Consider the following 12954-nt stretch of genomic DNA (forward strand, 5'->3'; position numbering starts at 1 on the left):
AACATTTATATTGACGATCATCTAACCATTATGTTTTATTTATATCTATAAAGAAGGTTAGATCATGGTCTTACAAGAGCAAAGAAGAGCAAAAGCACATCGGTACCGGGATTTACTAACCCAAAAAGAGTACATGAAGCTAATGGCCGCCAATGCCGTCAACCGTTACGGCGACTCCATCGACATGATCGCATTTTCCCTCATGGTCTATCAGCTTACGGGCTCCGCTTCCTGGGTTGCTGTCATCTTCGGCGTCAACGCACTGCCGTCCATTCTGTTCCAGCCCTTTGCCGGTGCGATCGTCGAGGGAATGAACAAGCGGTATGTCATGGCGGCTGCCGACATCGGGCGCGGCCTTGCAGTGGCAGCGACGGCCATCCTGTTCATGCTTGGTCTGCTGCAGCCCTGGCTTCTCCTCCTGCTCACCTTCATGAATTCGACTTTGGAATCCCTGCGCATCCCGGCAGGGCTCGCCATCATCCCCCGGCTGCTTCAGAAATCCATGTACCCGCACGGCATCGCCTTCAATACGACGCTCAAAAAAATGATGGAGCTGATCGGCCTCGGCTCCGCTGCCGCGATCATCGGAATGTTCGGCCTTGGGACCGCCATTCTGATCGATGCTGCCACCTTCATCATTTCGGCTGCTCTCATCCTGGGAATCGACAGTAAAGAAACATCGATTAGCGGCAGGCTCAAGCTGGATATGATAGGTTATATGCATACGCTTAAAGAAGGCTTCGATTACCTGAGCAACACCCGCACCGTATTTACGATATGCCTGCTGGGAGGCGCCATCGGCATTTTCTTGATCCCGATCAATTCCATGATGGCTCCCTATACGACCGACTTCCTCGGTTTATCCGCGAACGGAATGTCCGCAGCCGGTATCTCTTCGACGATCGGTCTTGGTTTGGGCGCGATTCTGTTCCCTTATCTGCGTAAAACATTGTCGTCCCGCATCCTGTTCATCTCGGGGGGAGTCGTAATCGGGGCCTGTTATCTCATTTGGGTCTGGATCGCTGCATATGCGGACCAGCGCGTGTTCGTCTATACCTTACTCATCATTACCATGCTTGTATTCGGCTTTTTCGCTTCCTTCGTCGAAACGGTGATCGGCGTATCCTTTATGGAGCATATCGAAGAGGCGTACTTATCGCGCGTCGGCGCGATTTTCAACGCGATCGCAAGCGTAACGATCCCGCTCGGATCCATGCTGATCGCGGCCGTCATGACGGAATTGAACCTGCTACAGCTCTTCTGGATTACAGGAATTTTTACAATCCTGCTGTTTGTTGGTATGCTCTTCATAAAGACATTACGACAGCTGTAAAGGAGTATTTCCCTATGAAAGTCGCGGTATATTCACAGCCGAATATTCTCTTCGAATGCTTGGAATTGCTCTGCCGATATGCGAATAACGAAGACACGAGAGCGGTCTTGCGCGGGCTTCAGGATAAATACCGCCTGGATCCCCCTGAACTGCTGCAAGCCTTCGAACCTATCATTGAGCTTGGCGAATACGTGTATAACGGCGTCAACGCCGATGAGGAGCGTCTGGCCTTCTTCTTCAGGAGCCAGGGTCATGAGAAGTGGTGCTGCGCCCGAATGCTCCTGCATTCCTCGCTGCATGCGTATATGCCTCATCCCGAGGCCCCCGACGCGGACTTCAAGCCGCTCGTACCCATGCCGAAGGAACAACGGCTCCAGCAATATACCGGACACCTCAAGCATTGGTTTGCGAGCGGGGCGGACGGCTCCGCCGACCTCGTTGTGCAAAACGATGCCGACCTTATCAATTGGATCGATTCATTCGATGTGGACGTGCAGGAGAAATGGCTCCTGAGCCTTCTCTACCAAAATTACGATGCGTACATGCAAGAGCTGCTTCCCATCTTGAATCGGGCGGCTTCGTTATACCGCGAAAAGCTGGACATCGTTTCGCCGCTGCTTGAAGGCTTTGAGGCCCGTTACCGGGAACTGGTCGCCTCGAAGCCCATCGAGCGCTTGAACAGCAAGCTTCAAATCAAACTGCTGGATGATAAACAGGTCCATATCGTTCCGCAAGTCATCGGCTTTAATATGGTTACATACCTCAGCCATACCGGTACAGCAGAGGCCGAAACGCTGTACATCGGCGTCCTGTTTGAAACGCTGGAGGAGATCGCCCGGCAGTCGGTATCCGACGAGGAGATTTGCCGAACGCTGAAAATGCTCAGCGATCCGAGCAAATTCGCCATTCTAAAGTACATTCGGCGTCAGCCGGCTTACGGCTCGGAGCTTGCCGAGCAGTTGGGCCTGTCGACCGCAACGATCTCCCACCATATGAACGCCTTAATCCAGCAAGGCTTCGTGCAAATCGAGAAGCAAGCGAACCGCATCTACTATCGAATGAACCGCGAGGCTGTCGAGAAGTATCTCGACCTGCTGCAAACGAGCCTGCTTCAGAATTAGAAGTATTGGTCCCGCCGGTTCGTCCGCTAAATCCAACGGTGCTTTTTTAAATAAATCATTTCCATTGAACAAAAAAAGGAACCCTTGGAATTTGAAATCCCTCGGGTTCCCCTGTCAGTATCCTTATATGCGCTTACCGCAGCCGTTTAGCCACATAATCGGCGTTTGCTTTCAACAACGGATAGGCTTTGCCGGATACCAGCCCATTCTGCTTATGCTGCTCCAGCAGCTCAAGGAAACGGTCCAAATGGCCGGAGGCCTGTTCCTTGTTCCCTTGCTCCTCAAAACGAACGACCGAATCCCAATGCGCCGTCAGAGAGCGGGCCGCCCCGTGGCTTTTGAATTGTCCGCCCTTTTCCAGCTGATTCACCAGCTCTTTCATATGAACGGTGCCGGTATTATCCAACTGATATGTTCCCTTCACGAATTGATACAGCCAATCGTACATAATCCGGATCTCAGGATCCTCGCTGGCCGCGGCTGTGCCCAACACCGGTCCGGAGCCTTTGTAGTAGGCTTTGAACGTATCCGTCATGTACCCGTATTTCACGCCGCCATCCAGATACTCCTTGTAACGCTGGCGGAATACCGGATCCGTGAGCATCCGCCCATCGAATTCGATCTCGACGCCCATTCCGAACCGTTCGGCCGTATAGGCCGCATCGTCCAGACGTTCGCTGCTCATCTCTTCGAAGAAGTAGTTCGGCTGGAATGCCACCGCATCAAACCCGACTTCTTTCCACATATAGCTTTTGTAAGCCAGAAAGTGAGGAATCCAGAACGACTTCAAGCCTTCGGCATGGATTTCGCCGTTAACGTATTTCAGCATATCCGGTCCCGAAGCGCTCGTGCTTACCTGTTCGGACAGCCAATACAACCCGGCAAGCTCCAGGTGGCTATATCCGCTGCTCTCCCAACGCTTAAGCACTTCATCCATCCACCACCGGACAGCCTTCTGCCTGTTGGCCATGGCCTGCTGCTCGCCCACACTGCCGGCATTGAAATTCTCGGATTTGCCGTCCCCGTCCACATCGCCGAAGTCCGTTACGTATTCGCCCGGGTCGGGAATCATGACGACGACCTTCGTTTTGTGGTCCGGATCGCCGAGCTTGGTGCCCGCTTCCTTGGTAGCCTCATTGAGCTGGAACATATCGCCGTCCGCAGCAAATGTTTTATCAAGATACCAGTTCCAATCCTTCAGATTCGAGCCGCCTCCGAAATCTCTGCCGTCCGGCGACAGCAATCCGAGAACCAGAACGCCGTCGAAGAACCAGTCGACCGGCTCGCCATCCTGATTCACATAACTGATCTGCGGAATGATGTCCTCTTTGCTCCAGTCTCCGTCTCCATTGGCGTAATGCCCGTTATACAGCAGGGACAAATCCCGTATGCCCGCCGTGGCTTCGCCCGGCGCCAGCATCTTGAATTCCTCCGGCGGAACCCGGACCGCGCCTTTCGACTGGCCGTCGGTGCCTGTAATTTCGATCTCGTCGATGAAGGTCCATGCTCTCGTATGCATCGTGAACGTTACCTTAACATAACGTGCGTAGGCGTGACTTGCATCCTCCGCGCCAGGCACGCCGTCCGCGCCTGCATCCCAGGCATAGGTTTCGTCGACCGGAGGTCCGTCGATCCATAGCGTTTGGGTCGCTTTATGGGTCAAGGTTGCCCAATGAACATTATCATCCGATACGTACATCGAAACGGTCAGCGGGAACAGGACGGCAGACCCGGGCCAATCCTGCAGAAAATGCGCTTTAATGCCGGAGATGGATTTCGGCTCGCCGAGATCAAATACGACCTCCCGCGTCTTCTTCCGTAAATGCCCGACCCAGGCCGGATCCAGCACGTTACGCGTCCCGAAGACGCCGTCATTCAGCTTGTTCCCTGGGTCGGGATAAGCGCTCTCCGGCGCTTCCGACCACATGTAGACCGCATCCCTGGCCAAATTCCGCGCCTCCGCTTTCGCTTCATCCGCATAGGCGGCCGGGACGAGCGAAAACATCATCAGGAGTGCCAGAACCAAGGATATCCGTTTTCTAGACGATTTCATATCATCATCCTCCTTATTAGTCATCTTTCTTCCTTCTAAGCTTGCGACCAACTTCATAAGATACTGCAGCTGCTGCCTATCAACTCATTTCTTGGTGGAACCTGCTCTAGGATCGCCAGCTTGCTCAGAACTCGCTGCTCCCGGATCCGAGCCGTTTCATGATCTCACCCCTTCAACATGTATTGTTCTTCCGGAATAAATGCACATCCCCTCTTCGTTGATCACCCCCTTCTAGCTATTCAATACAACCTTGTCCTCAATCGCTTTCCGATAGCGCTCGGTAATATCCTGCGGGCGGGTGATCGCGCTGCCCACCACCACGAATTGAGCTCCTGCGTTCAATGCCTGAATCATCTGCTCCGAGCTCGTGAACCTTCCTTCGGCAACGACCGGCAGCCTGGTTTCCTGTGCGAGACACCGAACAAGCTCGATGTCCGGTTTATTCGTTCCGGGGCTGTACGGGGTATAACCCGACAGCGTCGTCGAAATATATTGAACACCAAGCTCTGCCGCATGCAGCCCCTCCTCCAAGGTAGATACATCCGCCATGACGCACACCCCAAGGCGAGTCAGTTCCTCTACGACCTGCCGAATCGTTGTCCCGTCCGGCCGCAGCCTGCGCGTCCCGTCAATGGCCACAATGTCCGCACCCGCGGCATGGACGGCGCATGCATCCTCCAATGTCGGCGTAATATATACGGGGCAGTCTCCCACCCGCCGTTTCAACAAACCGATCACCGGCACATTCACGACAGCCTTGATCGCCGCGATGTCGGCCGTTCCGTTCGCCCGAATGCCGATGGCCCCTCCCAGCACGGCCGCTTTGGCCATCTCCGCCATATGATGGGGACCGAAGAGCGGCTCACCTTCATAAGCCTGACAAGATACGACTAATCCTCTTTCTGTAATCATCCGCCTCATAAGTTAGCTCCTAAATCTGTTTTAGTATGACAGCCCTCCGCAGCCTATTTTTCGGTTATTTCATGCCTGTAATCGTAATCCCCTCGATGAATTTCTTCTGCACGAAGAAGTAGAGGATAATGATCGGGACCGTGAACAGCGTTGCTGCCGCCATCAGAGGCCCCCATGCCACTGAATTTTCCCGGATGAACTGCTTCAGTCCGATGGAGAGCGTCCATGTCTCCTGGTCGTTCAAATAAATCAGCGCGCCTTGAAAATCGCCCCATGCTCCCAAAAACGTAAACAAACCAATCGTGAGCAGCGCCGGCTTCGCCAGCGGCAGAATAATTTGGGAATAGATGCGAAATTCCGATGCGCCATCGATCTTGGCCGATTCCGTCAGCTCGATCGGAATCCCGTTAAAAAACTGCCGAATCAAAAACACGTTAAATGCCATCCCCGTTCCAAACCATGCGCTAAGGACGAGCGGCCAGTTGGAATTCAGCAGGTTCGCCTTGTTAAACACGACATACAGCGGAATCATCGTCACCTGCATCGGAAGCATCAGCGTACTGAGCATAATGATGAACAGTACGTTCCGTCCCTTGAAATCGATTCTCGAGAAGCCGTAAGCGACGAGCGGCGAAAGGATGACCACGCCCGCAACGCTCAACAGGGCAATAACGATAGTGTTCCAGGTGTATTTAATGAACGGGATCATCTGAACCGCATTGCGGTAGTTATCCCAGATCCATTCCGAAGGGAACCATTGCACAGGGATGACAAAGATCTCATCCTCCGTCTTGAACGTTGTCAGCAGCAGCCAGGCGAATGGCGCCAGGAACATCAAGCCGACCAAAATCAGGATCAGATGGGTGAGAAGCCTTCTGCCCAGGATCGACGCATTCATTATTTTTCACCTCCATAGAAGACCCATTTGCTCGATGATTTGAAGATCAGCAGGGTCAGCAGCAGCACGATGATGAACAGAATCCACGCCATTGCGGAGGCATAGCCCATTTTCAGGTACATGAACGCATTCTGGAACAGATAAATCGCATAGAACAGAATCGAATTCCCCGGGCCGCCGATGGCTTGGCTGCTGGAATCCGCGAACACATATCCTTGTGAAAAATATTGAAATGAGCCGATAAGTCCCATAATGAGCTGGAAAAAGGTCATCGGAGATATTGCCGGCAGCGTAATGTGCCAAAACTTGTGCCACTTGTTCGCTCCGTCGATCGAAGCGGCTTCATAGTACATTTTCGGCACCTCTTGAAGGGCGGCCAGATACATGATCGTAATCGTCCCCGTTCCCCAGAAGCCCATTAATATCAGGGAAGGCTTCGTCCAATTCTCGTCCATGAGCCAGTTCGGTTCAGGCAGCCCAATGGCGCCGAGCATTTGATTCACCAGACCGTACTGCGCGTTCAGCAGCCATATCCACAGAAGAGAACCTGCGACGGCCGGAACCAGTGTCGGGAGAAAATAAACGGTGCGGTATAAAGACAGCCCTTTTACGCTTTGGTTCAGCAGCAGTGCGATCACAAGCGCGTACACCAGCTGCGGAAAAAAACCGAACAACGCCATGAATACCGTATTGTACAGCGAAGAGAACATTTTATCGTCCCGGAACATCTCGTTGTAATTGTCCAGACCGATCCATTGCGGCGGGTTAAACATGTTATATTCCGTAAAGCTGTAATATAGCGACATGATGATGGGATAGAGCTGGAATACCAGGAAGCCGAAAATCCATGGACTCAGAAACATGAGGCCGATGAACAGCCGCTTTCTCTCCCTGCTCTTGATACCGCTATGGAGCTTTAAACGATCCATGCGGGGGTTCACCTCCTAATAACCCTTGCAAAGCATGCCGGGAATGCCGGGAGCTAAGGTTCCATCTACCATCCTTCTCCCCCGGTATCCTGCAGGCAAATTGCCATGTTATTTTTTGTATTTGTCCGCAATCGGCTGCATCTTGTTCACAACATTATCCATGGCTTCCTGGGCGGTAAGTTGGCCCTTCAGCGCCTTCTCCGTCTCTTCATTCAAGGTTTGCAGGTATTCATTAATGTAAATGCTGTTCGGGAAGCCTTTCAAATTCGGACTTTTAGCGCTTTCATAATATTCCCACAGCACCTTCGTCTCTTCATTCTGCGTCAGCTTCGGATTATCCAGCGCCTTGGTCAAAACCGGGATCGAGCCGAAATCGATGCTGTATTGAATCTGCACGTCCTCGCTGAGCAAATACTGCAGCACCTTCCACGCTTCCTCCTGATGCTTCGCTTTGGAAGGAATGAACATTGCAATCGGGCTTACCATTCCGGAGCCTTTAAGCTCTGGGTTGGCCGCCGGATAAGGGAACGGTGCGACACCGACATCCTTGCCTTCACCCCGGTCGTCCACATACCAGTTCTCCCAGCCGATGATCATGGCCAGCTTGCCGGTCAGAATCGGATCCTGCGGCGTTTGGAGTCCGCCCATGCCCGATTTGAATTTATCGATGCTTTCTTGCCCAAATTCCTTATAGTAACTCATCTGGTAGTCGATCGCTTTAACGTTTGCTTCCTGGTTAGCGGTCAGCTTCCCGTTTTCGTCCACCCAGGAGCCATTAAATATGATGGGCCAGAACACGTTATCGATCCAAGGATAATCCGGAATAAAGCCCATTTGCGTAATATTGCCTTTGTCGTCCTTCTTGGTCAGCCGCTTCGAGTATTCGAACAATTCCTCCAGCGTTTCAGGCGGCGCTGTAAGGCCAGCCTCCTCAAACACTTCTTTGTTATAGAACAATTTATTCGCCATACTCATGGAGATCGGAAGCCCATAAATTTCATCGTCAACCTTCATGCGCTCCAGCGCAGCCGGGATAATCTGGCCGGTGTCGTAACCGTCCCGTTTAATGAATTCCTCCAATGATTTAACGGCTCCGGCTTCCGACCACGGGCCGATGTTGTTCCACTGCGTAATGATGATGTCGGGGGCATTGCCGCCTGAAATCGCGGTCAACTGCTTCTGGTGATCCTGATTGCTGAGTGTCTTTACAACGATGTCGCCCTGGCTTTCATTGAATTTGGCTATAGCCGCTTCAATCGGCTTCGCACCGTCTCCGGTTGCCGAGCTCCACAGCTGGATTTCAACCTTTCCGCCCTTGCCCGGACCACCTTCCTTCGAACCGGAACAAGCGCTTAGCACAACCGAAAAGGCCAGTACCAGCAGCAGCGTGGCGTGAAACGACCTCTTTCTATAGTTCTTCTTCAAATGACTCACCCTCCAACATGTTCTGGATTCCAGAAAAATAATTTTTGGAGGAAATATCCTCCTACAAGAAAAATAATGGATGTATTTTCTTTAGTCAATCCTTATTTTCTGAGCATTGTATGCGCTTTAACTCATTGACCCAGCACGATTTCGGCGAAAACCCTTGTGTATCCAATGGTTTTTCATATCTTTTGATGTAATAGAAATAAAATGTATTCCTTAAATTATTTTAATAATGGAGGAATTATTCTCCTAAATTACGTAAATTAATTCCCCTTCATCGTTATGATTCCATACCAGAGCCGCTGCCCCTATCACGCCTGCATCAACTCCCAGACCCGCAGGAATAATCCGGCAGCACTTGCGCATATACGAAGAAGTCCGAACGTCCACTTCCTGTTCCAGCTCCGCGAAAAAGCGCGGTCCCGCTTCCGCAACCCCGCCGCCAATAAGAATTGCCTCAGGATTAAAGGTATGGATATATCCCGCAATCGCTGCGCCAAGGGCGCGCATCACCTTCGTCATGACCAGCGCAGCTCCCTCATCGTTGTGCAGCCAGGCATGAATAATTTCCCTCGAATGAGGCTTCCACGAATATAAAGCGCTTCCATTTTCCTGCATCTCCCGACCTATTCTCGCAATTCCGCTGCCGGAGGCATACAGCTCAATGCATCCGTTATTGCCGCAGCTGCAGCGTGGACCGTTCACATCGACGCAGACATGCCCCAGCTCTCCTGCGCCTCCGAAGACGCCTCGAAGAAGACGGCCGGATTCCATAACCGCTCCCCCGATTCCCGTCCCCAGCGCCAAACAAACAAAATTGCTGTAGCCGATGCCGGCACCATACCTCTTCTCGGCAAAAGCGATCACATTCACGTCATTATCAACATACACCTTATGGCCGAACCGGTTCGACACGAGCTGCTTAATCGGAACACCGGTCCATCCGGGCAAGGTATCGCCGGCATACAAAACAACGCCTTCCTGGTAATCGATCTGACCTGCACTGCCAATGCCGATGCCGCAGACTTCCCCATGCTGCTGCGCAGCATTCATCATACGGTCGATGCCGGACAGCAGTTTATCCATCAGCTGCCCGGCTCCCTTATCCGCTTCGGTAGGCACAAGATACCGGCTGACGATTTCCCCCTGCCGGTTGACTACCGCAAATTGCACCTTAGTTCCTCCGATATCAACGCCAATCGCATACTCCATGATGCAAAGACCTCCCTTTTCATAATCCAAAAATCGATTCGCCTCGTGCCTGCTGTCTAGGAATAAGGGAACGACCGTTAGTACAGTAACGTTAGTACAGATGTTAGTACAGCTTATCGGCTACCGATCTCGCCGTTTTCTCGAGTGATTCGATTGCGTCCTCCTTCTTCATTGACAGCAGTGTCGTAAGGAGGTTGAGCATATACGTCTGCATGAATTTGGTTGCCAGCGCCCCGCCTTCAGTCGGCATCTCCCGCGAAGAGACAAGCAGCACCGTGTCCGCATAGGTTGCGATCGGCGATCTCAGGTGTCCTGTCAGGCAAATGACGTCCGCCCCGTTCTTCTTCGCTTCCTTCACCGGATCCACGAGATCGCGTGTGCTGCCGGAGGTGGAGATGGCAAATACCAGATCCCCCTTCTTCAACAGAGCTGCCGACATCGCGATGATATGAGCATCCCGGTGCGCTTCGACGTTCAGGCCAAGACGCATCAGCTGGTAATGCAGGTCCAGCGCCGTAATGCCCGAAGATCCGACCCCATAAACATACACTTTACTCGCGGCTAGCAGCTTATCGACCGCCATTCTCAGATGATCGGCATTTACGAGATCCAGCGTATTTTTCAGTAAAATTTCATGCTGCATCGTAAGCTTGCGGGCTACCGTCATGAGGTCATCCTGCTCATCGATGGCCGTATCGACCACAGACTGGGGACGATCCACCAAATCCTGGGCGACGGACAGCTTGAACTCATGAAACCCGCGAAACCCCAGCTTTCTGCAGAAACGGATGACGGAGGTTTCGCCGACACCCGCCTTTTCCGATAGGTCCGTAACGGTGGCCAGCACCGTCTCCTCCGGATAACTCTTGACGTAATCGGCCACCTTCTTCTCCGTCTTGGTCAGTGACGAATAGATGCTGGATATCATCAGCAGCGTATTGGATTGATTCAGTTTGGGTCCTACTCTCGCCATCGCAACTCCCTCTTTTCCAAATGGTTCTTTTATCTAGTCCATTTCCCTATAGATTTATGGATATTTTCTCCTTGATTATATATTAAAAAAGATATTTCTTTCAATCACAAAAAAGAAGCCTGCAGAACCCTCGCTAAAATGGGTCTGAAGCTTCGAAAATAGGGGGATTGTTTTCGCAGCAGCTTACTTCCCGCTACAAAGGCAGGGTCCGCCCTCATTGGCCTTTTAAGCATGCTCCCGGTTAAATCGTCCAGCCGTCATGAGTATCCATGGTCGTCTCTTCAATCGGGATCGCTCCGTTCAAGCTGCCCCCGGTCTGCGCCCCCCGCTCCATTTGATAACCCATATCCAGCATGGAGCCGTCCAATTGACGCAGCTGCTGGCTGACCTCCGCCATTTGCTGGAATATTTGCCTGTACTGGTAGGCTTCCGGGTAACCGCTTTGCTTGGCTGCATCAGCCAGCTGTTCAAATGCGGCCTTGTTCTCGCCAAGAACCTGGCGGTACTGCTCGGCCGCCCGGGCTTGAATGGCCTCCACGGCGTTCATCATGCTATGCAGAAGCATGCGGCAATTGACAAGCTCCTGCCTAGCTGACTCGGAGGCTTCCGACGTAAGCCCCGCTTGTGCGCTTTGAAGCGCAGTCTGAAGCTGCCCCAGTTGGCCCGCAATCACCCCGACCTCCTCCATGCTGCCGCTCTGCTCCGCTGCCGCCAATTGGCCGGACAGCTGACTCAGTGTTCCTTGCAACTGTTGAATGCTGCTCATTACGATTCTCCTTTCCCTGCCCCGGCTTTCCCGGCGACGATTTCGCCGCCATCGTTTTGGGACAAGCATTTTCCATCTTGTTGCTTAGCATGCGAAGAACCAGGGATTGCTATTCATTCCTGCTTATGGTCAGGAGTCCGGCGCTGTTGGAACCTGGGCCCGGTTGCCGATATAATAGATTGAGAGAAGATTGATCGTAAGTGATTCTTGTGAAAGTAGGTAGAAACGAAACTCCGATGATTAAACGTAGAAGAAAGACCCTTGTCCTCCTGGCCGCCTTGCTGCTCGCCATATTTTATATGCAGATGCAAACCGCAATTCCCGGCATCATCAACGACATGGATTTTGATCTTGGTAAAAAAGAAACGCCGGCGATCACCGGCCTACACCCTTATGTGTTGAAGCAAAAAAACGAGCTGGTCCGCCTCACCAAGCAGCGGGGCATCACGATCGTCATCACCGACGGATACCGGAGCCATGAAGAACAGACCCGGATCTACAATCAGGGCCGGACAACCGAGGGGGATATCGTTACGAACGCCAAAGCCGGCCAATCTCTCCACAACTACGGGCTCGCTATCGATTTTGCTTTGAGGCTCGAAGATGGAAGCGTCATCTGGGACATGGAATACGACGGTAACAGCAATGGCAAATCCGACTGGATGGAAGTGGTGGCCATCGCCAAAGAGCTCGGGTTCGAATGGGGCGGCGATTGGGACAAATTCCCTGACTATCCGCATTTGCAGATGGATTTCGGGCTGACGATCCGCGAACTTCAGCGCGGCAAGCTGCCGGATGCGGATATCCATGAGTATTCGGAGGGAGCGAAATCGAAATAACGATTTGCCGTGAACGCACGGACCGGCCTGTTTTCTCAAGGTTTTGAACTGCAAAAAGACACATGCGCTTGTGTGCGCATGTGTCTTTTTGCAGTTTAGGAAGTACAGAGTTTTGGGAGATTCATGCAGTTATACGACGACGCTTGACGATTATTTTTTATAAATAGCAAGAAGTTGGGAACGGAATCTATTCTGAGTTGAGACCACATAAATTCTCTCAAAATATTTCGCTAGCTTTATGAGCGTCGTGCTCTCGGCAACGTCCTCTTCATTCCAGCCCAAACATACAAACGTAAAGCATTCGTCGGAAAGCAGATCAGCAGCTTGCTAGCCTACAATCAATGACTGGAGCCTTCCCTTTATTACGTCTACTCACTTTAAGATTAATCGGTTAGCAGCCTTTGGTGCAAATTTTCCCAAAATGACCTTGACATGCTCGGCACGTTTTGGTTATATAGTCATATATATAAGCATATAACCTTTACAGAAA

At 52.0% G+C, this 12954-nt stretch carries 11 protein-coding genes; 3 read left to right on the plus strand and 8 right to left on the minus strand.

Features of this window, described 5'->3' with window-relative positions; all coding sequences use genetic code 11:
* Nucleotides 1–64: 64 nt before the first annotated feature.
* Nucleotides 65–1333: an MFS transporter gene (locus NST44_RS28720; protein WP_340901258.1), complete on the plus strand. Its 1269-nt coding sequence runs from the start codon at nt 65–67 to the stop codon at nt 1331–1333.
* Nucleotides 1334–1347: 14 nt separating this feature from the next.
* Nucleotides 1348–2454, plus strand: a complete 1107-nt coding sequence (locus NST44_RS28725; protein ID WP_340901259.1) for an ArsR/SmtB family transcription factor — start codon at nt 1348–1350, stop codon at nt 2452–2454.
* A gap of 133 nt (nt 2455–2587) precedes the next feature.
* On the opposite strand, the gene NST44_RS28730 is transcribed toward NST44_RS28725, so the two are convergent.
* The 8 genes from NST44_RS28730 to NST44_RS28765 all read right to left on the minus strand — a co-directional run bounded on the left by NST44_RS28730 (nt 2588) and on the right by NST44_RS28765 (nt 11625).
* A complete protein-coding gene (locus NST44_RS28730; RefSeq protein WP_028406334.1) occupies nt 2588–4507 on the minus strand; it encodes a DUF4855 domain-containing protein in 1920 nt (639 codons plus the stop codon).
* A gap of 231 nt (nt 4508–4738) precedes the next feature.
* Nucleotides 4739–5428: an N-acetylmannosamine-6-phosphate 2-epimerase gene (locus NST44_RS28735; RefSeq protein ID WP_007130840.1), complete on the minus strand. Its 690-nt coding sequence runs from the start codon at nt 5426–5428 to the stop codon at nt 4739–4741.
* Nucleotides 5429–5483: 55 nt separating this feature from the next.
* On the minus strand, nt 5484–6317 hold the full coding sequence (locus NST44_RS28740; RefSeq protein ID WP_007130841.1) for a carbohydrate ABC transporter permease: 834 nt from the start codon (nt 6315–6317) through the stop codon (nt 5484–5486).
* Nucleotides 6317–7246, minus strand: a complete 930-nt coding sequence (locus tag NST44_RS28745) for a carbohydrate ABC transporter permease (protein ID WP_007130842.1) — start codon at nt 7244–7246, stop codon at nt 6317–6319. Before NST44_RS28745 ends, NST44_RS28740 begins: the two co-directional genes overlap by 1 nt.
* Before the next feature lie 108 nt (nt 7247–7354).
* Nucleotides 7355–8671 (minus strand): ABC transporter substrate-binding protein, encoded by a 1317-nt coding sequence (locus NST44_RS28750; protein WP_340901263.1) that lies wholly within the window; start codon nt 8669–8671, stop codon nt 7355–7357.
* A 252-nt stretch (nt 8672–8923) separates the two neighbouring features.
* Nucleotides 8924–9886, minus strand: coding sequence for an ROK family protein (locus NST44_RS28755; RefSeq protein WP_340901264.1), 963 nt, complete (start codon nt 9884–9886; stop codon nt 8924–8926).
* Nucleotides 9887–9989: 103 nt separating this feature from the next.
* A complete protein-coding gene (locus tag NST44_RS28760) occupies nt 9990–10859 on the minus strand; it encodes a MurR/RpiR family transcriptional regulator (protein ID WP_340901265.1) in 870 nt (289 codons plus the stop codon).
* Nucleotides 10860–11100: 241 nt separating this feature from the next.
* Nucleotides 11101–11625, minus strand: a complete 525-nt coding sequence (locus NST44_RS28765) for a hypothetical protein (RefSeq protein ID WP_340901266.1) — start codon at nt 11623–11625, stop codon at nt 11101–11103.
* 236 nt (nt 11626–11861) lie between these two features.
* On the opposite strand from NST44_RS28765, the gene NST44_RS28770 reads away from it, so the two are divergent.
* The gene (locus NST44_RS28770) at nt 11862–12464 is read left to right on the plus strand and encodes a M15 family metallopeptidase (RefSeq protein WP_213616009.1); all 603 of its coding nucleotides are present in this window, start codon (nt 11862–11864) and stop codon (nt 12462–12464) included.
* The last annotated feature ends 490 nt before the right edge of the window (nt 12465–12954 follow it).

This window comes from Paenibacillus sp. FSL W8-0919 (assembly GCF_038003785.1).
GTDB lineage: Bacteria > Bacillota > Bacilli > Paenibacillales > Paenibacillaceae > Paenibacillus_AQ > Paenibacillus_AQ lactis.

What these genes read in the sequence shown, in the direction of transcription:
- NST44_RS28770 (WP_213616009.1), top strand. Translation starts at nt 11,862, where the DNA reads ATGATTAAACGTAGAAGAAAGACCCTTGTCCTCCTGGCCGCCTTGCTG.
- NST44_RS28740 (WP_007130841.1), bottom strand. Translation starts at nt 6,317, where the DNA reads ATGAATGCGTCGATCCTGGGCAGAAGGCTTCTCACCCATCTGATCCTG.
- NST44_RS28755 (WP_340901264.1), bottom strand. Translation starts at nt 9,886, where the DNA reads ATGGAGTATGCGATTGGCGTTGATATCGGAGGAACTAAGGTGCAATTT.
- NST44_RS28735 (WP_007130840.1), bottom strand. Translation starts at nt 5,428, where the DNA reads ATGAGGCGGATGATTACAGAAAGAGGATTAGTCGTATCTTGTCAGGCT.
- NST44_RS28745 (WP_007130842.1), bottom strand. Translation starts at nt 7,246, where the DNA reads ATGGATCGTTTAAAGCTCCATAGCGGTATCAAGAGCAGGGAGAGAAAG.
- NST44_RS28720 (WP_340901258.1), top strand. Translation starts at nt 65, where the DNA reads ATGGTCTTACAAGAGCAAAGAAGAGCAAAAGCACATCGGTACCGGGAT.
- NST44_RS28730 (WP_028406334.1), bottom strand. Translation starts at nt 4,507, where the DNA reads ATGAAATCGTCTAGAAAACGGATATCCTTGGTTCTGGCACTCCTGATG.
- NST44_RS28725 (WP_340901259.1), top strand. Translation starts at nt 1,348, where the DNA reads ATGAAAGTCGCGGTATATTCACAGCCGAATATTCTCTTCGAATGCTTG.
- NST44_RS28760 (WP_340901265.1), bottom strand. Translation starts at nt 10,859, where the DNA reads ATGGCGAGAGTAGGACCCAAACTGAATCAATCCAATACGCTGCTGATG.
- NST44_RS28765 (WP_340901266.1), bottom strand. Translation starts at nt 11,625, where the DNA reads ATGAGCAGCATTCAACAGTTGCAAGGAACACTGAGTCAGCTGTCCGGC.